Genomic DNA, 23,151 nt, shown 5'->3' with positions numbered 1-23,151 from the left:
TTATTTCTCACTTAATTTTGGAAGTGTTAACGCTACATCTTGTGTTTGTTCAGAACTGATTCCAAACTTATCAACGGCTTGAATATTATATTTATACTCAACTCCTCTGACGATATCTTTGTCTTCATATCTTAAGTCAGTAATGTTATTGATTTTAATGGTTTTGTAACTGGCAAATCCCTCTTTAATGGTTTTATACACGGTATACGATTCTGCTCTGTTATCCCCTGCTTGCCAATTTAAAATTGCTTTTTCTCCTTGAATTTGAGCCAAAGTTATAATGGGTTTGTTTAATTTTGTTAAAGTAACACCCATGGTAGAGTTCATTAATAAAGCGCTTTCTAAACCATCTTTATCCACTGAAGTGATTTTATAAAATCGTATTTTTCCATCTTCATTAATAATATCTTCATATTGTAAATCTGATATGGGCAATGTTTTTAACAATGAAAAACTTCCATCCGCACTGTTGCTTTTATAAATATTATAGTTGACAATATCTGTTGTTGGTGAAGCATCCCAAATAATAGTGATTTTTCTTGGTTGGTCATTGCTGGCTCTTACATTCATTGCTGGCTCTGGAAGCGCTTTTGTTTGAGCTCTGACAATTTCACTTGGCATTGATTCGATGTCTTCAAATGTATAGGCTTTGATTCTGTACATATACACAACATTGTCTTTTAATTTTGTATCAATATACTCGACTTGAAGTCTTCCATCAAGTTTTTCTAACTCTTCCCATTTTGCAGTTGTTGGGGTTGTTCTTTCAATGATGTAGTATTTGATTCTTTCACTTTCGTGTGGTCGCCAAAGAATTTTTACCTGTCTTGGCATATTGCTGATGGCTTGAATAAATGGCACAGGCACAGGTACTGGAAGCGTTTGAACATTATAACTTAACGTTGGTTTTGATTCTGTCTCTTGCGCTGTTGCACTGGCAAAGGAGTAGAGATATCTGGTATCTGGGATTAATTTTGTATCCACATAGTGTGTGGAGTATCTGTTTTTTACAAATGCCACTCGTTGGAGTTTTTGTCCCTCTTCTTGCATATTTGCTCTATAAATATAGTAGCCATTTACTCTTGGGTCATCGACTTTTTGCCACTCAAATGCAATTGATGTAATATCAGGAATTGATCTAATTGAGTTAGAATCAACCGCTTCTAAGGTATCATCAATTTTGGGTTTTGTAGGTTCAATAAGATTTGTTTGGGTACAACCACTAACAAAAAGAACCAAAAGAATTGATGATGTAAGTTTTATTAATCTTTTCACAGATTTCCTCCATATTGAAATTTTTATTAAAGTATGTGTTCATGTCTTCAGGTATATTTGCTATAAAGTTCATGATTTTTTTGGTTTTTGGGTGAACCAAATACAAACAATAAGCGTGTAAATAAACTCTATTAATTTTAGTTGAATCCCCCTTAAATCCATATAAAATATCACCTAAAATGTGCCTATTCATAGAGCTTAAGTGGACTCTTATTTGGTGTGTTCTTCCTGTAAAAAGTTTTGCTGAGATTAACTCTGTTTTTTCATCTTGACTCAAAGCCAATTTAACAAAAGCAGATTTGGCAGATTTGCCATTATTCACGATTCCCATTTTCAATCTGTTTGTTGGATTTCTTGCAATGGGTTTTTCTACAATGGTGTTCTCTTTTAAGGGCAAATCGATCAATGCCAAATAATATCTTCCCATGGTTTTATCTTGCAGTTGTTCAGATAAAAAAAGATGCGCTTCATTGCTTTTTGCAACAACCATTACGCCACTGGTTCCTTTATCAAGTCTGTGAACAATGCCATGACGCTGTTCCCCACTGATAGTAGAAAGGGAGATATTTTTTTTCTTAAGCCAATCCACAAGGGTGGGTTCATTAACACTTGGAGCATCATGTACCACCAAATTTGATGGTTTATTTATCACTAAAATCTCTTCGTCTTCATAAATAATTTCAACATCAAAATTGATTGCTAAAGCCTCTTTTGTTGTCACTTCAGGGAGAGTAACTTCAATGTTTTGATTGATTTTAAGTTTGTGACCCGTTTTGGTAATAACAATGCCATCGATTTTGACGTACTCTTTTTTAATTAAGTGTTCAATTTGGTTTCGGGTCTCTTGTAATTGTATAGATAAAAACTTATCTAACCTATTTTCTTCTTCAACAATAAAGTTTTTATTCATATTTTGCTACTCTTTCACTATGCGATTATTTGATAAAAGAATTATTTCACATTTTGACCACATGTTGGTATTTTTAGTATTGCCACTGATATTTTTGTCACATCATTTGATTAACGAAACAAATGAAATCTTAGCACAAAAACAGTTAATATACTTTTCAATATCGGGAGTAGCATTCGTATTTTTCTTTTTTTTACCCATAAGAAATAATATTCGAATCATTCCTTTTTTGTATTGGATAGGTATTATATTGTTGTTAGCAGTTGAGTTTGTTGGTGTGACCAAATTGGGAGCAACCCGATGGTTACCTATTCCTTTTATTAATTCAACACTGCAACCCTCAGAGTTAATTAAACCTATTTTTTTATTGATGTTGGGTTATTTAATTTATAACAATCCTCCTCCCAAACACGGCTACAATATCAAAGATTTTATTCATCTCTCTTTTTACATTCTTTTGCCTTTTATTCTCATTGTAAAGGAGCCCGATTTAGGAACAGCAATGGTGCTGTTGCTCGTAGGTTATGGTGTTTTGTTTATTGTAGGTGTCAGATGGAAAATTTGGGCAGCCATTGCCATTGTTTTAGCAATCAGTTCCCCTTTTATTTATACCTATTTAATTAAAGATTATCAAAAAAAGAGAATCACCGATTTTATATCCGATGAACCCAGTTATCACGTACAACAATCAATTATTGCAATTGGTTCAGGGGGCTTGTTTGGTAAAGATCAAGAAGATGCCACCCAAACACAATTGAAGTTTTTACCCATTGCCACCAGTGATTTTATTTTTGCATATTACGTGGAACGATATGGTTTTGTGGGGTCAATTGGTTTGATTTTATTGTATTTACTTCTGATTACGCATCTGTTGTATTTGAACTACTCTTCAAAAGATGATTATTTGGTCAGGGCATTTGCCTCTGGCGTTGGTTTACTCATATTTTTTAATATGAGCATCAATATTTTAATGGTGATTGGGTTTGCTCCTGTGGTTGGATTGCCATTGCCTATTTTCTCTTATGGCGGGAGTTCGTTTATTACGTTTATTGTTATTTTTGCAATACTGCAAAATTTACTGGCGTTCAGGTACAAAGATTTATATAACTATGAAAGAAAACTCTAATTTAAAGCATAAAAAAATAGAGTGAGTTGTTTTTATCAGCGTTAATATATGGTGTAGTTGACATAAATTTTTACTTTGGTTGGTTCTTTGGGTTTGGGGTAATCTTTATACGCAATTTTGATGGTTTCAATACTGTTTTCATCTAAAGAGTTAGAACCCGAAGAGTTTGTCAATCGCAAATTGCTGATGTCTCCATTGGGATGTAAAATAAACTCCACTATGTTGGTGCCTTGTTGTCTTAGTTTCCCAGCAAGGATTGGATAACGAAGATACCTTTGTGTAATTCTTCCAATGTCTCGTAAGTTATTTTTTAAATAGATTTTTTGAACTTGGCTAAAAGAGTTGTACTCTTCTCCATAAAGTTCCAGATAACTTTTTGTAATTTCATCCAACATATTTTGATCAACATCGGGTGTGGCTAAGAAGTGAGTAAGGGTCTCTTTTTGCAATTTTTGTTGCTCTTTTTGAAGAGGCGTTAATTCAAGATTTTTTGGAACGTTTTGTGTAAAATTGGGTTTGACTTCTTGGGAAGTTCTAGGCTTTGGTACCGTACGACTTGCCTCTTTAACAACTTTTCTTTTTGGTTCAGCTGCAGGTTTTTTTGCCTCTTTAAATTCTTTTTTTTCTTCCACTTTTTTTTGAGGTTCTTGTTGTTTTATGGCACTTTTTAGTTGCACAAATCTCACATTTGAACTTTTAACTTTTTGGGTATTTTTATTTTCTGCTGAGGGAATCTCTTCTTTTTTAAGTCGCAGTGATGTAAAAAAAATAAGATGAATAAATATTGATAAAATTAGTGCTGCTATGAGGTTTTTCATGGGTTGATTATAGTATAATATCGCTTTTACTTTAAAGAAATTTTATAATAGGATTGAAAAATGTTTGAAAAATCACTCAAAGCATACGAAGAAGCACAAAATGTCATTCCAGGAGGTGTTGATTCTCCTGTAAGAGCATTTAAAAGCGTGGGAGGAACACCACCATTTATTGAAAAAGGTGAAGGTTCGTATCTTTATGATGTTGATGGAAACAGATATTTAGATTTTGTACAAAGTTGGGGTCCACTTATTTTTGGTCATTGCGATAAAGATATTGAAAATGCTGTTTTAGCAACGGTGAAAAAAGGTTTGAGTTTTGGTGCGCCGACCGAACTTGAAACCTATTTGGCACATGAAATCGTTGAAATGTATGACCATATTGATAAAGTACGATTCGTAAGCAGTGGAACAGAAGCGGTAATGAGTGCCATACGTTTGGCGCGAGGGGTTACAGGAAGAGACGATATTGTTAAATTTGAAGGGTGTTATCACGGACACTCTGATTCTCTGTTGGTACAAGCAGGTTCTGGCTTAGCTACTTTTGGAAGCCCAAGTTCACCAGGTGTACCTGCTGATTTGACCAAACATACGCTTTTATGTGAATACAACAACATTGAAAATTTAAAACAGTGCTTTAAAGATTCCAACAATATTGCGTGTATTATCATTGAACCTATTGCTGGGAACATGGGCTTAGTACCTGCTTCGGATGCTTTTTTACAAGCGTGTCGAGAGTTATGTGACCAACATGGGGCATTATTGATTTTTGATGAAGTGATGTCAGGTTTCAGAGCTTCATTAACGGGTGCTCATGGTCTTGTTTCTCAAAAAGCAGACATCATTACCTTTGGAAAAGTTATTGGAGCAGGGATGCCTGTAGGTGCATTTGCCGCGAGTAAAAAAATCATGTCTCATTTAAGTCCAGAAGGAACTGTTTATCAAGCAGGAACTCTCAGTGGAAACCCTGTTGCCATGGCAGCAGGGTTGGTGAGTTTGAAAAAACTTAAAGCCAATCCTGAAATTTATCAAGCCTTAGAAGCCAAAGCAAAAAAATTGGTCAATGGGTTAAAAGATGCTGCAACTAAAAATAATATTGCTTTGCAAATTGGTACACGTGGAAGTATGTTTGGATTCTTCTTTTGTGAAAAAGAGCCTACAAACTTTAAAGAAGTAGGGCTTTGTAACTTTGAACAGTTTGCAAAGTTTCACCATGAGATGTTAAAAAGAGGTTTCTATTTTGCTTGCAGTCAATATGAAGTAGGGTTTATGTGTACAACCATTACCGATGAGCAATTAGATGAGTGTATAAAAGCAGCGAATGAGGTTATGGAGATATTATGAGTGAAGATTTAAAACAAAAAGAGTTGAATGAAATACCCAAACATAAAGATAAATTGGTTGCCTTAGACTCTTTGTCTTTAGGTATTTCAATGGTAGTTGCTGTTGCCATTGGTGTGGGAATTGGAATATTACTGAAAAATTGGACAGGTCAAACGTGGACACTTTGGATTGGTGTAGCTTTAGGTATATTCGCAGCATTTAATAATGTGTACAAAGCCTATAAAAGAGCACAAAAAGCATTTGAAGGATTGGAAAACGATCCCAGATATGCGCATCGAGCAAAATATGGGGACAACAATTACTCTGATGACGATGATTAGGAAATTTGCAAAGGTCTATTTGCTCTTAGATTTGTTGGTTATCATTGGGTGCATCATTGCGGGAAACTATTTGTGGTTAATCAACACCCAAGTGGCGTTTATTTCTGCCATGATTATTACCTTGGGTTCATTTTGGGGATATAAAAAGAATATTGAGAACCGAGTTGCTAATACGTATCTAAAAGAAGAAGAGTTGCTTGAAGACAGAGATGCCATTGATGCCATTGATGATCCCTATGACTTATACTCAGAAATAAATGAAACCGCTCCCAAAGAGTTAAGTGCTCATGAGATAAAAGAGATTCTCAGTCAAGAGAAAAAAAAAGTCAAACAGAACAGTTTTAAAAATACCGTTTTTTCTGCTCAAGCTTTTGCCTCAATCTACAGGCTTGTTGGGTATGCCCTGTTGGTTTTAGGATTTTTTGTTTTAAATAACAATGGCATTTTAGATATTTTTGCCTATTTAGTAGGGTTATTCAGTGTGACGCTTGCGACTTTGATTATTAATGCTAATTCAAGATTAATGGAAGATCAATAGTCGCTTTTTGTGATTCTGTACTTAAGATAAAAGAAGAGGTATTGGAACTGTTGTTCTCTATTGTTTCTGAATAATTCAACTCTCCATCACTGATGATTTCAATGGTTATGAGGGAGTATTTTTTGCCATCAATTTTAATGTACTCTCCAATTTTCAATTTAATTGAAGTGGTGATAATGGTACTGTTGACAAATGACTCATATATTTTTCCCACAATTTTTAACAAATCGGGTACCATCATTTTAAACTCAGGAATTGAAGGGTCATAGTTTTTTATAAAGTTAATATCTTTTTTAGTTTTTTGCGTACTGATATTTAAATCCACAATGGTAAATATATTGGCAATTTCCCCATTTTTTGTTGAGAGTTTATTCTCTTTTTTAACCATGGTTGATTTGTAAAATTTTACATGCAACTCATCTTCATTTTCATACCCAACCGTAATAGAGTAAAAGATATAGTTTTTAATCGTAAGGTTAATATAACTTGTTTGGAAACCATATGTTGCTGGAGCATATTTAATGGCAATATCGTACAGCTCTTTCGAACTGACACGATTGAGTAAAAATTGTGCTTCAGCATTTGAATAAATAAGTTTTCCTGCATTGGAAAATGACATGACGGGGTTTAAGTCCAGTTCTACCCAATTTTCAAAAAAATTCATATACTATTATTAACTTTCAACGTAATTTTTTAGGTTTTTACCTACTTTTGGATGCTTGAGTTTTTTGATAGCACTTGATTCTATCTGTCTGACTCTCTCTCTTGTTACGGCAAGTTCTTTACCGATCTCTTCTAAAGTTCTGTCACTCTCATCATCCATGAGTCCGAATCTCATTCTCACAACGGCTTGTTCTCTCTCATTGAGTTGTCCTAAAATCTGGTCAATTTGATTTTGTAAATCCTCTTTCATGATATTATCTACAGGTGTTGGTGCTTTTTCATCGGGAACAAAGTCTCCAAATTTACCGTCATCATCACTTCCAATAGGTGCTTCTAAAGAGACAGGCTCTTTGGTAATTTTAATAACTTGTTTGACTTTGTCAACAGGCAATCCTACCTCTTTTGCAATTTCATCTACATCAGGCTCTTTTCCATTTTCTTGAATCCCTTTTCGGATAATTTTATTGATTCGGTTAATTGTTTCAATCATGTGAATTGGAATTCTGATCGTTCTTGCTTGGTCGGCAATGGCTCTTGAAATGGCTTGTCTGATCCACCATGTTGCATACGTAGAGAATTTATACCCCTTTTTATACTCAAATTTATCCACGGCTTTCATTAATCCAATGTTTCCTTCTTGAATTAAGTCTAAGAAAGGTAAGCCTCGGTTGGTGTATCTTTTTGCAATAGAAACAACCAGTCTGAGGTTCGATTTTGCCATTCTTGTTTTGGCTTCATCGGTGATTTTTTTACCTCGTTTGATTTGCTCTAAGATATCTTTGAGTTGTTGTGGTTCTAAATCAAATCCACCTTTACTTGCCTCTTTGGTTTGAAAGAGTTTTTTGATTTCCATATAAGTAGAAACCATGGTTGCTTCTGGAACCATAGCTGTGATTTGACCTTTTGAAAGGTTAATAATATTGTCCAAAAGTTTTTCATGGTTTTTTTGTAAAATGTCATTAAACAACGGCAATTTATACTCTAATCGTTTTAACTCAGAATCAAATCCTGTATCAGATTTAAGCGCTGTTTCCATTGCTTTTACAATTTCAGTAATCAATTTTGAAGTGGGTCCTAAGTCAATTAAGGCATCTTTTAAAAGTCTTTTTTTGTAAGAGATTGCCAGTTGGTGTAATAAGACATCACTCTCATCACTCTCATCGTTTTCAATATATTCAGGCTCTTTGGCAATGAATTTCATCCAATCCTTTTTGGCTTTTTCTAAAACTTTAAAAGATTCAATAATGGCTTCTGCTCGTTTGTCAAGTTTCTTTTGTTTTTTGCTGTTTTCTTGTTCTTCTTCACTCTCTTCGTCATCATTGCTGTTGTCATCAGAGTCGTCATCAGAGTCATCATCAGAGTCTTCATCATCAAAATTTTTGAATAATTCTTTAACTTTTCGTTCACGGTTAACCAAAGGTTCTTTATACTCTAAAATAAAATCGACCAGATACGGAACCGAACAAATTGCATCTAAAATAACATCTTCACCGGTCTCTATTTTTTTAGAGATTTCAATCTCTTCTTCTTTTGTCAGAAGGGGAATTTGCCCCATCTCTCGTAAATACATTCTCACAGGTGAGTCTGAACGACTCCACTCAAGAAGTTCTTTGTTTTTTAATAAATCGTAAACATTCTCTTCACTGTCTTTTTTAATTCTTAAATCTTCTCTTCTTTTAGCTTCTGCTGCATTCATACGTTTTGCTTGCTCTTGAGAAGAGATCAAGGTAACGTTAAATAGTTGCACCAGTGCCATTATCTTTTTTACGTTTGCACTGGATGGAGCTTTCGGGAAAATTTTGATTATTTTCTCATAGGTTAGTACTGAATCTTTGTTCTCTTTAACTATCGATTCTATTGATTTGTTTATATCTTTGACTGCCATTTGGTCTTAGTACCTCGCTTTAATAATAAGCAGATATTATATCCAAATATAATAAATCTTTGGTTAATTATAATCGCTTAATAATTTATTTTTTAAATTTTAGGTACAATACGCTTTCTAAGTAAAAAATTTAATCAAGGTTATGGCAAAAATAAAGCGCCCAACCCAATTTTAAAAGGCAAAATTATGAATAAAATTACAGGAAAAGTTTGGAATTTTGGAGCCAATATTGATACCGATATTATCATTGCTGCAAGATATTTAAACAGTTCAGATCCTGAGCATTTAGCAAAATATGTAATGGAAGATGCAGACCCCGATTTCCCCAAAAAACTGGGTCGTGGAGATATTATTGTTGCAGGTGAAAACTTTGGTTGTGGAAGTTCAAGAGAACACGCTCCCATTGCACTAAAAGCCGCTGGTGTTGCCGCAGTTGTTGCACCATCGTTTGCACGAATATTTTACAGAAATGCTTTTAACATGGGATTGCCAATTTTTGAACTTCCAGAAGCGTTAGAAATCGTTGAAGGTGATGAAATTTCTATTGATTTAGATGCAGGTGAAATTAAAAATAATACAAAAAATAAAACCTACAAATTTACAGCCATTCCTCCTTTTATGCAAGAACTTATTGCCACAGGCGGATTAATCAACTATGCAAAAGCGGAAATGACAAAGGACAATAAATAATGATGACATACAATATTTCAATTATCAAAGGGGATGGGATTGGTCCTGAAATTGTTGATGAAGCAATAAAAGTTTTAGATGCAGTCTCATATGCTTGTGGATTCACATTGAATTACAACGAGTATTTAATGGGAGGAATCGCCATTGATGTTACGGGGAAACCTCTTCCTGAAGAGACGGTTGCTGGTGTTTTAAAATCGGATGCGTGTTTGTTTGGTGCCATTGGTGGAGACAAATGGGATAAATTGCCAAGAGAGCTAAGACCAGAGACGGGATTATTGAAATTCAGAGAAGCCATGGGGGTTTATGCCAATTTACGACCAGCCATTATTTACGATGAATTGGTCAATGCTTCAACACTTAAACCAGAAGTGATTGAAGGTGTTGATATTATGGTGGTTCGTGAACTCATTGGTGGTATCTATTTTGGACAACCCAGAGAAAATGATGGCTTTAAAGCTTACAATACCATGGTTTATACAAAACCAGAAATTGTAAGAATTGGAAAAAAAGCATTTGAATTGGCAATGCAAAGAGACAAACGAGTCTGTTCTGTTGACAAAGCCAATGTATTGGAAGTCTCTCAACTTTGGAGAGACACCATGATTGAACTTTCAGCAGATTATCCTGAAGTGGAATTGACGCACATGTATGTGGATAATGCGGCAATGCAATTGGTCAGAAACCCAAAACAATTTGATGTTATTGTAACAGGAAATATTTTTGGTGATATTTTATCTGATACCGCTTCAATGGTCGTAGGGTCAATTGGATTATTGCCAAGTGCAAGTACAGGAGACAAAACGGCCATTTATGAGCCAATTCATGGTTCTGCTCCAGATATTGCAGGGCAAGGAATTGCCAACCCAATTGCAACCATTGAGAGTGCGGGAATGATGTTACGATACTCTTTGGGTGAAGAAGCTGCGGCTGATATGATTGATGCCGCCATTAAAAGAGCTTTAAAAGAGGGATACAGAACAAAAGATTTGGCCTCATTTGATGCAAAAAAAGTGGTAACAACAACAGAAATGGGTGATGTTATTGCCAATTATATCAATAAAAAATAGTTAAACGCTTCAAACGTAAAGCTGTATCTTTACAGCTTTACTCTGACAAAAAAAATTAAAACAATCTATTTCGTCTTACCATTTAAGCCATTTCATGATAAAATAATTAAAAGTTTGATTAAGTTGGAGTTTTCTAATGAGTGAAAAAAAGTTTAGACTTGTTACACGAAGTGACATGGATGGTCTTGTATGTGGTACTTTATTAAAATATATAAACATTATTGATGAAATTGTTTTTGTTCATCCAAAAGATATGCAAGATGGTAAAATAACCATTACTTCTGATGATATTACTACCAATTTACCTTATGTTGATGGGGTCTATTTGGCCTTTGATCACCATTTTAGTGAAACATTAAGAAATGAAAAAAAACAGAATCATATCATTGATCCCGATGCCCCAAGTGCGGCTCAAGTTGTGTATGAATATTATGGTGGAGCAGAAAAATTTCCTTCCAATTTTAATGACATTATGGCAGCTTCTAATAAAGCCGATGCCGCACGATTTTCAAAAGAGGACATTTTAAATCCACAAGGTTGGGATCTGTTAAGCTTTTTAATGGATTCTCGAACAGGTTTAGGACGATTCAGAGATTTTACCGTTTCAAATTATCAGTTGATGATGGATTTAATTGATTATTGTGCTGATCACAGCATTGAAGAGATATTACAACTTCCTGATGTAAAAGAGAGAGTGGATCTTTACTTCAAATATGAAGAGGAGTTTGAAGATCAACTGAAGCGTTGTTCAACACTGTACGGTAATTTGGTGATTGTTGATTATCGAGGTGAAGATATTATCTATCCTGGTAACCGTTTTTTAGTTTATGCTTTATATCCTGAAACCAATATCTCTATTCACGCTGTTTGGGGAAAAGATAAACAAAATGTGGTATACAGCACAGGCAAATCAATCATTAATAAAACATCCAAAACCAATATTGGTGAATTGATGCTCTCTTTTGGTGGAGGTGGGCATGAAGCAGCGGGTGGGTGTCAACCCTCACATGAAAAAGCACAAGAGGTTCTTGCTGCTTTAATTAAAAAAATCAACAGTGACGGATAATGAAAGGTGAGCTTAAAGCTTACCTTTTAAATTTTCACAAAACAGTTCAAAACTTGGTAAAGTCAAGTTGGATTCTCTTTGTTGTTTTCCCCACATTGATTCTGGGAAAAAAGAGTCCTCTTTAAAGCGAGCCATTATATGAAAGTGTACTTTTGGGAGGTAGTTTCCAAAAGAAGCGATATTAATCTTTTCAGGATTATAGTACTCAATCATCTCTTTTTCTATGATATCAAGCGTTTTAAAAATCTCTAATCTTGTACCAATATCACACTGTGAAAACTCTTTAAAGGGTTCTTGAGAAAATATTTTCAACCAAGGTATTTCACTCTTTTCAATCTCTATTTTGATATAGTCATTTTCAAAAATCACATCTTCTATCATCGCAATCCTTTTATATGGTATTAAAATCAACGGTAATTTCATCCATTTGATTCTCTCTTAAATTATCTTTGGCATACGCCAAATGTAAGTTTTTATTAACAAAAAATTTGACCAAATCTGCATCGAGTTCATTGTCTTTGACCATAAAAGACAATATTTTCATACTTTGATTTAAACTGTTAGGGCTTTTATATGGTCTGTCATGTGCTGTTAAGGCTTCAAAAATATCGGCAATGGCTAATATTCTGGCTTCAAAAGAGATTTCATCGCCTTTTAAATTGTAAGGGTATCCTCCCCCGCAAATTTTCTCATGATGTCCTCCCGCAATTTTAGGAATTTTTCTGAGTTTTTTAGGGAAAGGCAGTGATTCTAACATCTTTATTGAAATGAGGGCATGATTGTTAATTTTAAGCCGTTCTTCACTGGTTAAAGTTCCTTTTCGAATCGATAAATTATAGACTTCATCTTCTGTCAAAAGAGGATGTTTTTTATTGTTGCTCATATAACTGTATTGGGCAATGGCTTCAATGCGTTGAAGTTTGTCATCAGACATAAATTCACTTCCGGTGTTACACTCAATGATAAAGTTAAAATCATTCTCTAGTTTCTCTAAACTTTGTGTGAACTGTGCTTTTAAATCTTGAAGAATTGTTTCATCTTTTTGGTTCATTGAAGCTTTTAAATAGTTGATTTCAATCTCTTTTTTCATCACTTCAAATCGTATTTGAACATCACTGATTCGGTCATGAATGGTTTGAAGTTTTCTGGCTTTATCGACCACATGCTCAGGGGTGGTAATTTTCCCAATATCATGCATCCAAGCTGCAATTTTGATCTCTTTTTTCTCATCTTCATTATAAAATTTGTCTTTATAAATTGTCTCATCTTCATTGATGGCATCGATAATCATTGAGGTAAGTTGAGCCACTCTACCAATATGACCTGCTGTATATGGTGACTTTTCATCGATCGCGGCTGCAATTGATTTAATGAATGAGTTTAATAAATCTTCTAAGCCATCAATGAGTTGTCGATTTGAAATTGAAATGGCAGCTTGTGACGCCATCGATTCGATAAGTTTTTCATCGCTTTTTGTAAAAGAGATGGTTTCACCCTTTTCATTCATTTTATTTAAGAGTTGTAGAACACCAATAACATCACCTTCGTGTCCAATCATGGGTACCACAAGCATTGATTTTGTTCTGTAACCAGTATTTTTATCAAAGTTTTTTGTTCCTTCAAAATTGAACCCTTCATGGACATAAACATCATCAATATTGATCAGTTTATTCTCTAATGCACACAGTGCAGCCACCATTTGTGTATTGGGTTTTCCATCAATATAAAGTGGCAATTTGGGCCAAGTGATTTCATCTTTGCTTCCCCCCATTTTGATGCCAAGTGAGTCTGTTTGAACTACTGTGAATTTTAGGCTTTGTTCTTGTTCATCCAGTAAATAGAGTGTTCCTCCATCGGCATCAGAGAAATCTTTTGCACCCAAAAGAATTTTTTCCATGAGAATATTGAAATCTTTTTCAGTGGTGAGGGAATAACCAATTTCAATGAGTTGATTGACATCTTTGTGTTGGTAATTTTTGGTATTAAAGACAGTTTTTTTAGCAGATAAATCTATGATATCGCCATCGTCTAAGATGCTGCCTCTATTACGCAAAATATTCAGTTCCGTAATCTCTTTTGAAATGAGATTATAGAAAGCAGGTTTGAGGTGATCAACATAGATTCTGACATCATCTCGTTTTAACTGTTTTAACTCTTCATTAAAAATTTTAGGGGTGAAGTGTTTGCTATCTAACGCCAATTGTTTAAATTGAGAAGGGAAAGAGATATCAAAAATGGCAGATTTTATCTTTTTATTTTCATTGATTTCATCAAATAAAGATTTGCAACAGTAGGTATCTGAAGAGAATAAAAGTGCATTCTCCTCTTTGGTAATAACAAAACCACAACTTGAAGGGGTATGATTGTTCTCAATGGCTTTTAAACTGCAGTTTTCTAAAGTAATGGTTTCACCAATATGAATCTCTTGAAACTTTATGGCAGTGGATGTTTTTTGTATGAGTGCAATTTCAGTGAAATCAGGCCAAATGTTCCAGTTGAAAATGTGCTCTCGAAGATGATGCAGGGTCTCTTTTCTTCCATAAATGGTTATGGGTTTATCTCTGATTGAAAAGTATGAATCGATTAAAAAAGCAATATCATTGATGTGGTCTAAATGTGAATGCGTTAAAAAAATATGGTCAATATATTTTGCATCGTCACCCAAACCTACTAAAATATTTCCAGCATCAATAACAATATGTTTATCCACTTGAATACACGTAGAATTAAACCCAGCAGCTTTACTTCCAAAAGCACCCAATATTTTTATGATATTTTCCATTGTTCAAGGCCTTGTTAAAAATTAAACCATTCTAGCTAAAAATAAATTAAAGGTAAATATACATCATTCAAGATACTTTAAGCAAATATTTATTATAATCCAACTCCATTTTTCAACCAAAGAGGAATTTTTTACCAAATGCTTGTGTATTTTGTAAAGAGTTGGTGAGAGGCTTAGTGTTAACTTGGCCTTATAATATAAGTGACCCGTTTCACTTCTAAATAGTGCCTTTTACCTGTTGATTAATGACAATAAACACAAAGGAAAGCAACAATGAAAGTTAGAGCTTCAGTTAAGAAAATGTGTGACAAATGTAAAATTGTCAAAAGAAGAGGAATCGTTAGAGTAATCTGCGAAACTAAAAAACACAAACAAAGACAAGGATAAAAAGGCATGGCGAGAATTGCAGGTGTTGATTTACCAAACAAAAAAAGAATGGAGTACGCATTAACGTACATTTTCGGTATCGGTTTACATAATTCAAGATTAATCTTAGATGCAGTTGGAATTGATTACAACAAAAGAGCACATGAGTTAACAGAAGATGAAGCGGCTGAAATCAGACAAGAAATCCAAAAAAACTACCAAGTTGAGGGTGACTTAAGAAAAAAAGTTGCTATGGATATTAAAGCTTTAATGGACTTAGGTTCATACAGAGGTTTAAGACATAGAAAAGGTTTACCTTGTAGAGGGCAAAAGACTAAAACAAATGCCAGAACAAGAAAAGGTAAAAAAAGAACTGTTGGTGCAGCGAGCAAATAAGGATAACGAATGGCAAAAAGAAAAGTAACTAGAAAAAAAATAGTCAAAAAGAATATTGCTGACGGTATCGTACATATTGCAGCATCATTTAATAACACTATGGTAACAGTAACTGACAATGCTGGGAATACTATTGCATGGTCAAGTTCTGGAAACTTAGGTTTTAAAGGTAGTAAAAAATCTACTCCTTTTGCTGCACAACAAGCAGTAGAAGATGCGATGAAAAAAGCTATTGAACACGGTATCAAAAATGTTGGTATTAAGATTCAAGGACCAGGTTCAGGTAGAGATACTGCAGTTAAATCAATTGGATCAATTGAAGGTATCACTGTTAAGTGGTTCAAGGATGTTACACCGTTACCTCATAATGGTTGTAGACCTCCTAAGAGAAGAAGAGTGTAAGGAGTAGATTATGGCAAGATACAGAGGACCAGTAGAAAAAATCGAAAGAAGACTTGATGCGGATCTTGGGCTTAAAGGTGAGAGAAGATTAGCAGGTAAAAGTGCTTTAGAAAAAAGACCATTTGCTCCAGGACAACATGGACAAAGAAGAGCTAAAATCTCTGAGTATGGTTTACAACTAAGAGAAAAACAAAAAGCTAAATTCATGTATGGTATTGCTGAAAAACAATTCAGAAAATATTTCAAAGAAGCAGCAAGAAGAGAGGGTAATACAGGAGAAAACCTTATTACTTTAATTGAACAAAGATTAGATAACGTTGTTTTTAGAATGGGATTTGCTACAACAAGAGCAAACGCCAGACAATTCACAACACACGGACATGTTTTAGTTGATGGTAAAAAAGTGGATATTCCATCTTTCATCGTTAAACCAGGTCAAAAAATTGAGATTAAAGAAAAATCTAAAACTAACCCACAAGTTGTCAGAGCATTAGAATTAACAAACCAAACTGGTATTGTTGATTGGGTTGATGTTGACACAAGTAAAGTTTTTGGTATTTTTACTCGAATCCCAACAAGAGAAGAAGTTGTTATTCCAGTGGAAGAAAGATTAATCGTAGAGTTATATTCTAAATAATAAGCATAAGGTAGCATATGAAGAAATTCGCAGATACACCGTTTTTACCAACAGAAGTTGAGATAGAGGCTATTAGTGATACCCAAGCAAAGGTGACAGCATATCCATTTGAAAGTGGATTTGCTATTACTTTAGCTCACCCGTTGAGAAGACTTCTTCTTTCAAGCTCAGTTGGTTACGCACCAATTGCGGTTAAAATTGAGGGTGCGAGCCATGAATTTGACTCTTTAAGAGGTATGCTAGAAGATATTGCTATTTTTATTATTAATCTTAAGAACATTAAATTTAAAATTTCAGGTGACGAAGAACAAGTAGTTGCTGAATACTCTTTTGATGGACCAAAAGAGATTAAAGGTTCAGACTTAGCAAATTCTAACGTAGAGATCGTTAGCCCTGAAGTTCACTTAGCGACAATTAATAGTGATTGTAATTTAACGTTCTCTGTTATTATTCAAAAAGGGATTGGTTATATGCCTTCAGAAGATATCAGAGATATGGTTAGTAATGATTATATTCCAATTGATGCATTTTTTACACCGGTTAAAAAAGTTGTTTACAACATAGAAAAAATGTTAGTGGAAGATAACCCTAACTTTGAAAAAGCAGTATTTGACATACAAACCAATGGACAAATTTCTCCAATTGATGCTTTTAAAGAAGCAGTATCAGTTATGTATGCACAAATGTCAGTGTTTAACAAAGTGTTTGATTTATCTGAAGTGACAGTAAGTGATAGTGGTGAAGAACCACTTGAATTAAAAGATTTGGTTGTTAAAATCGAAGATTTAAATTTAAGTGCCAGAAGTTTTAACTCATTAGACAGATCAGGATTAAAGTTCCTAGGTGAGTTAGTACTTATGAGTGAAGTGGAAGTAAAAAATATCAAAAATCTTGGTAAAAAATCATTTGATGAAATAGCTGAAAAGTTAGATTCACTTGGTTTTCCAATTGAAGATTCTCTTCCAGAAAATATCGCATCAGCTTTAAGAAGAAAGCTTGAGCAGTTAAAAGCATAATAAAGGTTTAATATGAGACATAAGCACGGATACAGAAAGTTAAATAGAACTTCTTCTCATAGAAAAGCATTGTTAAAAAACTTAGCAATCGCTCTTATTGAAAGAGAAAAAATTGAAACTACAGTTCCTAAAGCAAAAGAACTAAGAAGATATATTGAGAAATTGGTTACAACTTCAAGAAATGCAGATTTAAATACACACAGACTTGTATTTGCTGCATTACAAAGCAAAGAAGCGACTAAAAAAATTATCAATGAAATTGCACCTAAGTATGAAGAAAGAAAAGGTGGATACACTTCTATTGTTAAAACAAGAATTAGAAAAGGTGATGCTACACCAATGGCATACATCTCATTCGTATAATTTGAGTTTAAATTTTTAAAAAGGTCGAAGCGTTGCTTCGGCCTTTTTTTTATCTTTTTTACTGCACGATACAAACTTAAAACCAGCAAAATAATTATTTATTCCTCTGTTTTTTATCCATTAGTTTAATCTCTTTTATAGTATAATTTTGCCTTATTTATTAAGTGCATTTTACAGGAGCCGTCATTGATAACGTTAAAAGAAGCACTGACTCTAAGCAGCAGTGAGATTGAGAAATTAAGAGAAGATTTAAAAAATAAGATTAAAGAAAATAAGAATTTGGGTGCTTATATTGAGCAACTCACAAACACCGACTTAAATGAGTCAAATAGCGGTATTCCTATTGCTATTAAAGATAATATCAATGTCAAAGATTGGGAAATTACTTGCGCAAGTAATATTTTAAAAGGGTACATCTCTCCGTATAATGCTACGGTGATTAATAAACTTCAACAAGCAGGTTTGGCGGCTTTTGGTAAAACCAACATGGACGAACTTGCGATGGGAAGCTCAACTGAGACTTCTTGTTATGGTAAAACGTTAAATCCAATAGATAACTCAAAAGTTCCAGGTGGAAGCAGTGGGGGAAGTGCTGCTGCTGTTGTTGCGGGACTTGCAGTTGCTGCATTGGGAACTGATACAGGAGGAAGTATTCGACAGCCAGCTGCGTATTGTGGTTGTGTGGGAATGAAACCAACTTATGGTCGAGTTTCAAGATACGGCATTGCTGCATATTCATCTTCATTGGATCAAGTAGGACCCATTACTCAAAATGTAGAAGACGCAGCCATTTTGTACGACATCATTTCTGGTCATGATCCTATGGATTCCACATCATCTGAATTAGAAAATACTCCTATTGCTCCTAACTTAAACAGTGCAAGAAAACTCACCATTGCCGTTATTGATAACTTCATTGACCAAGCCAGCCCTGAAATTAAAAAAGGGCACCAAATTGCCATTGAGGCTTTAGAAGCAGCAGGGCACACCATTGTTCATAAAAACATGGTTGATACCTCAAAAATATTATCCTCTTACTATATCATTGCAACCGCAGAAGCCAGTGCCAACTTTGCACGACTTGATGGGGTAAGGTATGGAAACAGAAAAGGGGATGCAGGTTTAAAAGACATGTACTTGCAAACCAAATCACAAGGGTTTGGAGAAGAGGTTCAAAAAAGAATCATGTTGGGTTCTTTTGTATTGAGTTCAGGTTATTATGATGCCTATTACATTAAAGCACAAAAAGTGCGACACTTAATCAAAGATGAGTATGAAGCCATCTTTGAAGATGCAGATTTAATTCTTTCGCCGGTAGCTCCAACAACGGCTCCTGCATTTGGAAGTTTTAAAACTTCACTTGAAATGTATTTGAGTGATATTTATACGATTTCGGTTAACTTAGCGGGATTACCTGCTATTTCATTGCCGGTTGCAAAAAGTGATGAAGGTATGCCAATTGGTTTACAGCTGATTGGTCGAGCATTTGAAGAACAAACTTTGTTTGATGGTGCATTGAGTTTAGAACAACAAATTAATTACACAAAATAAGGGATATAAAATGAGAATAAGAAAAAGAGCATTGACATTTGAAGACGTACTATTGGTACCTGCAAAATCTGAAGTTTTACCAAAAGAGGTAAGTTTAGAGACAAAATTAACTAAAAATATTACATTGAATATCCCTTTTGTAAGTGCTGCTATGGATACAGTAACAGAATATAAAGCTGCTATTGCAATGGCAAGATTGGGTGGTATTGGTATCATTCATAAAAACATGGATATTGAATCACAAGTGTTACAAGTACAAAAAGTGAAAAAAAGTGAAAGTGGAATGATCATTGACCCTTTTGTCATTACACCAAACCAAACACTTCAAGATGCTGAAGATATTATGGCTGAGTACAGAATATCGGGTGTTCCTGTGGTCGATGAAAACAGAACATTGGTAGGAATTTTAACCAACAGAGATATGCGTTTCACAAAAGATTTCACACTTAAAGTTTCTGATACCATGACAAAAATGCCTTTAATCACAGCAAAAGATGGTACAACACTTGAAGAAGCAGCTGAAATTATGCACCAAAATAAAATTGAAAAATTGCCAATTGTCAATGATGTGAATAAATTAATTGGTCTTATTACGAGTAAAGATATCAATAAAAAAAGAGATTATCCAAACTCAAACAAAGACAGCTTTGGACGATTAAGAGTGGGAGCAGCTATTGGTGTCGCACAACTTGACCGAGCAAAAGCGTTGGTTGATGCCGGTGTTGATGTCTTAGTTTTAGACTCTGCGCACGGACACTCAAAAGGTATTTTAGATACGGTTAAATTGATTAAAGAGCAACTCAAAGTTGAAGTCATTGCAGGAAATGTTGCCACAGCTGAAGCCACAGCTGATTTAATTGCTGCTGGTGCTGATGCGGTTAAAGTGGGAATTGGACCTGGAAGTATCTGTACAACAAGAATTGTCGCAGGGGTTGGGGTTCCTCAAATTTCAGCCATTGATGAGTGTGCAGCAGAGGGTGCTAAACACGGTGTTCCTATCATTGCTGATGGTGGAATTAAATACTCTGGTGATGTCGCAAAAGCGTTAGCTGTTGGTGCTAGTTGCGTTATGATGGGAAGTGCCTTAGCTGGAACAGATGAATCTCCAGGTGAAGTGGTACTTTTCCAAGGAAGAAAATTCAAAACATACCGAGGTATGGGTTCAATTGGAGCCATGACAAAAGGAAGCACAGACCGATATTTCCAAGAGGGAACCGCTGCTGATAAATTGGTACCAGAAGGAATTGAAGGAAGAGTGGCTTACCGAGGTGAAATTGCAGATATTATCCACCAATTTTGTGGAGGATTAAGAAGCTCAATGGGATACTTAGGAAGCAAAGACATCCCAACATTCCAAGCAACAGCAGAGTTTGTTGAGATTACGAGTGCAGGGTTGAGAGAGAGTCATGTTCACGACGTAACAATAACTAACGAAGCACCAAACTACCACGTCTAAAAAGTGATGTTATAAACATCATCTTTTCGCCTTACTCTGCGTTGAATCTTGAATTTTAATGCTCACGTACTAATTGTACGCTCCGCTTAAAATCCAAGCTTCGCCTTGATTAAAACAAAAATCTAATATTTCTGACATCACTTTATCATGGAAAAGTATATATTTTTCATAATATCCAATAATTTTTACCCATAATACACCTCCAACTAAATATAACATAATGCAGGTTTATCACGATATTGTCTTAATATACATACATAATGTACTATTAACGTCTAAATATCGATATTAAACATACATGAAAATTGTATTAAAAGATTAAAATTTATTTAAAAAAGGTGACAAATGGCAATATTTTTTATAATAAAATTTTCAAGAACAGCTTATTTAAGGTGTTTGCTGTTGTTTTAAGATACAACATATTTTATGTATGTTAATTGTCGTTTTTCAGTGTGTTTTGTATATAATGTATGTTCAATAAAGAGTTATGATACAGGTAAGATAAATTGAAAAAATCAAAAAAAGAAATATGCAATGATAATACTATATTGATATTGTTTATCTTTATATTTATTATGTTTATACCAATTATTATAGACTCAATGGATTTTAAATCAATTACAATATTCTTAAAAGGTGAAAACGATTATATTTTACTTTATGACAAAGAACCTATATCTTTTATTTTTACAATATTTTTTTCTTATGGAATTACATTAATTAACTTTTATTGGATATATTTATTTTTTAAATGTAAATTAAATAAAAAACATAACAAAACCTTGGAAGAAAAACAAGTGTACACAGCGGTTAATTCAAACTTTTTTAGAGAAAAAAAGCTAAAATGAAAATTGAAATAATCAAGTGGTATCATCCCCTTGTTTTTCAAGTCCAACGTTATGTGACATAGTAATAAGTTGACAAAATGAATAAAATTGAATATAATAAGTAAGATTAATATTCAAAGGACTTTTATGAAAACAGTTACAATGAGAGTGGATGATTCTGTCTACGATATGATTAAGCTTGCTGCAGAAGGTCAAAAAAGAAATCTTTCTAATTTTATAGAATTTGCAACAGTTCAATATTTAACATCATCTCAGTTTGTTGAAAATGATGAAATGACTGAAATTTTAAAAGATGAAGATTTAGTTAAAAACCTAATGAATGGTTTAGATGACTTTAAAAATGGTGATTACACCATTGTCTAAGTACCAAATTGCTGAAACTAAAACTTTTGAAAAAGTTAAAAAGAAAATAGATAAGAAGTTATATTCAAAAATTAAGAACTTTGTTTATCCTCAACTTAGAGAAAATCCTTTCTATGGTTCTAATATTAAAAAGTTAAAAGATGACCTTGAAGGGTACTATAGATATAGAATTGGAAATTATAGACTCTTTTATCTTATAGAAAATGATAAACTAATTATTGCAGTTGTTGATTTTAAACATAGACAGCAGGCATATGATTAACACATAACAAATACGAGGAGCCAATAATTTACCCTAGCGGGGAAATTATTGCTCACGACAGTCGTTAGTACAAAAGGAAAAATTACATATGTGGTTTATTTTTGGATTTATTTCGTTATTTAATTTTATCATGTACTTCATCTATATCCTACCTAAGAAATCATGGAAAGGAATAGATGAAACCTATAATGATATATCATATAAATATAAAATCATAAGTCATAAAGGTAAAGTAATGCGATTATTACTTGGAATAAATGGTATAGAAGGATATGATTATTCATTAAAAAAAGAAAATTCAATTGATAGGTTTTTCAAAAGAATCAGGATATCTTATGAATTTCAATCTGGCAATATTGAATTTGATGATAGTATTTATATAATATCTGATGATACTTATTTACATCATCAACTTTCCAAAAATCAAGAAATAACTAATATTATTTTAAAAATATTATCATTTGATAATACTTATAATTGTAAAATAATGCAAATACATAATAAAGTAGGTCAGTTATGGATAGAATTTAAACCTTCTAAAGAATTTGACAGAAATATTATTTCAAAAATATCTTCTCAATTTATTCCTTTACTTGTTAATTTTAATAATGAATTAAATATAAAATTCCGGGGACAGGATACTTAATTCACACTCCAAAGGTTGAATTTCCGCTTTTAAAATCACTTATTCCAATACCATGTCATATTTTGTTTATATTCTTGAGTGCAGAGATAAAAGTTGGTAAAAGACGGATTATAGAGTTTTTTATCTATCCAATTATTCAATATATGGATGAAAATTCCGGGGACAGGATACTTAATTCACATTCCAAGGGTTTTCTTATTCCCAATACCTTCGTTGAGGGATGTATATTAAAATATAATACTCGATGATATCATGATACATAATAAATTATTAAATAATAATATTATACAATAGTTTCTTTTACGTAACTAAAAGGAAAGCATGAAATATGTATATTCAATGCCTTAGTTATACCCTGAGT

The 23,151-nt window shown here is 33.6% G+C and carries 26 protein-coding genes; 19 read left to right on the top strand and 7 right to left on the bottom strand.

Annotation, left to right across the window (positions count from 1 at the left end):
- The gene (locus tag ACNI3C_RS11825) at window positions 1-1,275 is read right to left on the bottom strand and encodes a hypothetical protein (protein ID WP_419770007.1); all 1,275 of its coding nucleotides are present in this window, start codon (window positions 1,273-1,275) and stop codon (window positions 1-3) included.
- Entirely contained in the window at window positions 1,223-2,185 is a 963-nt protein-coding gene (locus tag ACNI3C_RS11820) for an RluA family pseudouridine synthase (protein WP_419770006.1), read from the bottom strand. The genes ACNI3C_RS11825 and ACNI3C_RS11820 overlap by 53 nt, the downstream gene beginning before the upstream one ends.
- Window positions 2,186-2,204: 19 nt before the next feature.
- Between ACNI3C_RS11820 and ACNI3C_RS11815 the strand changes: the two genes are divergently transcribed.
- The gene (locus ACNI3C_RS11815; protein WP_419770005.1) at window positions 2,205-3,311 is read left to right on the top strand and encodes an FtsW/RodA/SpoVE family cell cycle protein; all 1,107 of its coding nucleotides are present in this window, start codon (window positions 2,205-2,207) and stop codon (window positions 3,309-3,311) included.
- 41 nt (window positions 3,312-3,352) lie between these two features.
- Here the strand turns inward: ACNI3C_RS11815 and ACNI3C_RS11810 are convergent, their stop codons facing one another.
- Window positions 3,353-4,129 (bottom strand): energy transducer TonB, encoded by a 777-nt coding sequence (locus tag ACNI3C_RS11810; protein ID WP_419770004.1) that lies wholly within the window; start codon window positions 4,127-4,129, stop codon window positions 3,353-3,355.
- 60 nt (window positions 4,130-4,189) lie between these two features.
- Here ACNI3C_RS11810 and hemL point away from each other — a divergent pair, with 60 nt between their 5' ends.
- Genes hemL through ACNI3C_RS11795 form a run of 3 tightly spaced genes read left to right on the top strand, consistent with a single transcriptional unit; the run spans window position 4,190 to window position 6,328 of the window.
- Entirely contained in the window at window positions 4,190-5,470 is a 1,281-nt protein-coding gene (hemL, locus tag ACNI3C_RS11805; protein ID WP_419770003.1) for a glutamate-1-semialdehyde 2,1-aminomutase, read from the top strand.
- Window positions 5,467-5,790 (top strand): AtpZ/AtpI family protein, encoded by a 324-nt coding sequence (locus ACNI3C_RS11800; RefSeq protein WP_419770002.1) that lies wholly within the window; start codon window positions 5,467-5,469, stop codon window positions 5,788-5,790. Before hemL ends, ACNI3C_RS11800 begins: the two co-directional genes overlap by 4 nt.
- On the top strand, window positions 5,777-6,328 hold the full coding sequence (locus ACNI3C_RS11795) for a hypothetical protein (RefSeq protein ID WP_419770001.1): 552 nt from the start codon (window positions 5,777-5,779) through the stop codon (window positions 6,326-6,328). Before ACNI3C_RS11800 ends, ACNI3C_RS11795 begins: the two co-directional genes overlap by 14 nt.
- On the opposite strand, the gene ACNI3C_RS11790 is transcribed toward ACNI3C_RS11795, so the two are convergent.
- Both ACNI3C_RS11790 and rpoD read right to left on the bottom strand, forming a co-directional pair.
- Complete coding sequence (locus ACNI3C_RS11790) at window positions 6,300-6,992, bottom strand: hypothetical protein (RefSeq protein ID WP_419770000.1); 693 nt, start codon at window positions 6,990-6,992, stop codon at window positions 6,300-6,302. The genes ACNI3C_RS11795 and ACNI3C_RS11790 overlap by 29 nt on opposite strands.
- A gap of 9 nt (window positions 6,993-7,001) precedes the next feature.
- Window positions 7,002-8,876, bottom strand: a complete 1,875-nt coding sequence (rpoD, locus tag ACNI3C_RS11785) for an RNA polymerase sigma factor RpoD (RefSeq protein WP_419769999.1) — start codon at window positions 8,874-8,876, stop codon at window positions 7,002-7,004.
- A gap of 186 nt (window positions 8,877-9,062) precedes the next feature.
- Between rpoD and ACNI3C_RS11780 the strand changes: the two genes are divergently transcribed.
- From ACNI3C_RS11780 to ACNI3C_RS11770, 3 genes are all read left to right on the top strand, one after another.
- Window positions 9,063-9,566: a 3-isopropylmalate dehydratase small subunit gene (locus ACNI3C_RS11780; RefSeq protein ID WP_419769998.1), complete on the top strand. Its 504-nt coding sequence runs from the start codon at window positions 9,063-9,065 to the stop codon at window positions 9,564-9,566.
- Window positions 9,566-10,636: a 3-isopropylmalate dehydrogenase gene (leuB, locus tag ACNI3C_RS11775; RefSeq protein ID WP_419769997.1), complete on the top strand. Its 1,071-nt coding sequence runs from the start codon at window positions 9,566-9,568 to the stop codon at window positions 10,634-10,636. Before ACNI3C_RS11780 ends, leuB begins: the two co-directional genes overlap by 1 nt.
- Before the next feature lie 136 nt (window positions 10,637-10,772).
- Window positions 10,773-11,702: an exopolyphosphatase gene (locus tag ACNI3C_RS11770; RefSeq protein ID WP_419769996.1), complete on the top strand. Its 930-nt coding sequence runs from the start codon at window positions 10,773-10,775 to the stop codon at window positions 11,700-11,702.
- Between the two features lie 12 nt (window positions 11,703-11,714).
- On the opposite strand, the gene ACNI3C_RS11765 is transcribed toward ACNI3C_RS11770, so the two are convergent.
- On the bottom strand, window positions 11,715-12,083 hold the full coding sequence (locus ACNI3C_RS11765) for an HIT family protein (RefSeq protein ID WP_419769995.1): 369 nt from the start codon (window positions 12,081-12,083) through the stop codon (window positions 11,715-11,717).
- Window positions 12,084-12,093: 10 nt separating this feature from the next.
- Window positions 12,094-14,484, bottom strand: coding sequence for an HD domain-containing phosphohydrolase (locus tag ACNI3C_RS11760; RefSeq protein WP_419769994.1), 2,391 nt, complete (start codon window positions 14,482-14,484; stop codon window positions 12,094-12,096).
- A 273-nt stretch (window positions 14,485-14,757) separates the two neighbouring features.
- Here ACNI3C_RS11760 and rpmJ point away from each other — a divergent pair, with 273 nt between their 5' ends.
- The 12 genes from rpmJ to ACNI3C_RS11700 all read left to right on the top strand — a co-directional run bounded on the left by rpmJ (window position 14,758) and on the right by ACNI3C_RS11700 (window position 22,790).
- Window positions 14,758-14,871, top strand: coding sequence for a 50S ribosomal protein L36 (rpmJ, locus tag ACNI3C_RS11755; RefSeq protein WP_128995014.1), 114 nt, complete (start codon window positions 14,758-14,760; stop codon window positions 14,869-14,871).
- 6 nt (window positions 14,872-14,877) lie between these two features.
- The gene (rpsM, locus tag ACNI3C_RS11750) at window positions 14,878-15,246 is read left to right on the top strand and encodes a 30S ribosomal protein S13 (RefSeq protein ID WP_419769993.1); all 369 of its coding nucleotides are present in this window, start codon (window positions 14,878-14,880) and stop codon (window positions 15,244-15,246) included.
- 9 nt (window positions 15,247-15,255) lie between these two features.
- Window positions 15,256-15,648 (top strand): 30S ribosomal protein S11, encoded by a 393-nt coding sequence (gene rpsK, locus ACNI3C_RS11745; RefSeq protein ID WP_419769992.1) that lies wholly within the window; start codon window positions 15,256-15,258, stop codon window positions 15,646-15,648.
- Between the two features lie 10 nt (window positions 15,649-15,658).
- Window positions 15,659-16,285, top strand: coding sequence for a 30S ribosomal protein S4 (gene rpsD / locus ACNI3C_RS11740; RefSeq protein WP_419769991.1), 627 nt, complete (start codon window positions 15,659-15,661; stop codon window positions 16,283-16,285).
- A gap of 17 nt (window positions 16,286-16,302) precedes the next feature.
- Window positions 16,303-17,301, top strand: a complete 999-nt coding sequence (locus ACNI3C_RS11735; RefSeq protein WP_419769990.1) for a DNA-directed RNA polymerase subunit alpha — start codon at window positions 16,303-16,305, stop codon at window positions 17,299-17,301.
- Window positions 17,302-17,313: 12 nt separating this feature from the next.
- Complete coding sequence (rplQ, locus tag ACNI3C_RS11730; RefSeq protein WP_419769989.1) at window positions 17,314-17,664, top strand: 50S ribosomal protein L17; 351 nt, start codon at window positions 17,314-17,316, stop codon at window positions 17,662-17,664.
- A 186-nt stretch (window positions 17,665-17,850) separates the two neighbouring features.
- The gene (gatA, locus tag ACNI3C_RS11725; protein ID WP_419769988.1) at window positions 17,851-19,215 is read left to right on the top strand and encodes an Asp-tRNA(Asn)/Glu-tRNA(Gln) amidotransferase subunit GatA; all 1,365 of its coding nucleotides are present in this window, start codon (window positions 17,851-17,853) and stop codon (window positions 19,213-19,215) included.
- A gap of 10 nt (window positions 19,216-19,225) precedes the next feature.
- Entirely contained in the window at window positions 19,226-20,671 is a 1,446-nt protein-coding gene (guaB, locus tag ACNI3C_RS11720; RefSeq protein WP_419769987.1) for an IMP dehydrogenase, read from the top strand.
- 506 nt (window positions 20,672-21,177) lie between these two features.
- Window positions 21,178-21,519: a hypothetical protein gene (locus ACNI3C_RS11715; protein ID WP_419769986.1), complete on the top strand. Its 342-nt coding sequence runs from the start codon at window positions 21,178-21,180 to the stop codon at window positions 21,517-21,519.
- Between the two features lie 126 nt (window positions 21,520-21,645).
- Window positions 21,646-21,882 carry a CopG family transcriptional regulator gene (locus tag ACNI3C_RS11710; protein ID WP_419769559.1) on the top strand — a complete coding sequence of 79 codons (237 nt, stop codon included), beginning with the start codon at window positions 21,646-21,648 and terminating at the stop codon, window positions 21,880-21,882.
- Window positions 21,848-22,144 (top strand): type II toxin-antitoxin system RelE family toxin, encoded by a 297-nt coding sequence (locus tag ACNI3C_RS11705; protein ID WP_419769560.1) that lies wholly within the window; start codon window positions 21,848-21,850, stop codon window positions 22,142-22,144. Before ACNI3C_RS11710 ends, ACNI3C_RS11705 begins: the two co-directional genes overlap by 35 nt.
- An 88-nt stretch (window positions 22,145-22,232) precedes the next feature.
- A complete protein-coding gene (locus tag ACNI3C_RS11700) occupies window positions 22,233-22,790 on the top strand; it encodes a hypothetical protein (RefSeq protein WP_419769985.1) in 558 nt (185 codons plus the stop codon).
- The last annotated feature ends 361 nt before the right edge of the window (window positions 22,791-23,151 follow it).

Origin of the sequence: Marinarcus sediminis (SeqCode) (assembly GCF_048571275.1) — a bacterium.
GTDB classification, from domain to species: domain Bacteria; phylum Campylobacterota; class Campylobacteria; order Campylobacterales; family Arcobacteraceae; genus Marinarcus; species Marinarcus sediminis.
The sequence above is the reverse complement of the archived record's forward strand: the minus strand, read 5'-3'. Positions and strand labels throughout refer to the sequence as shown.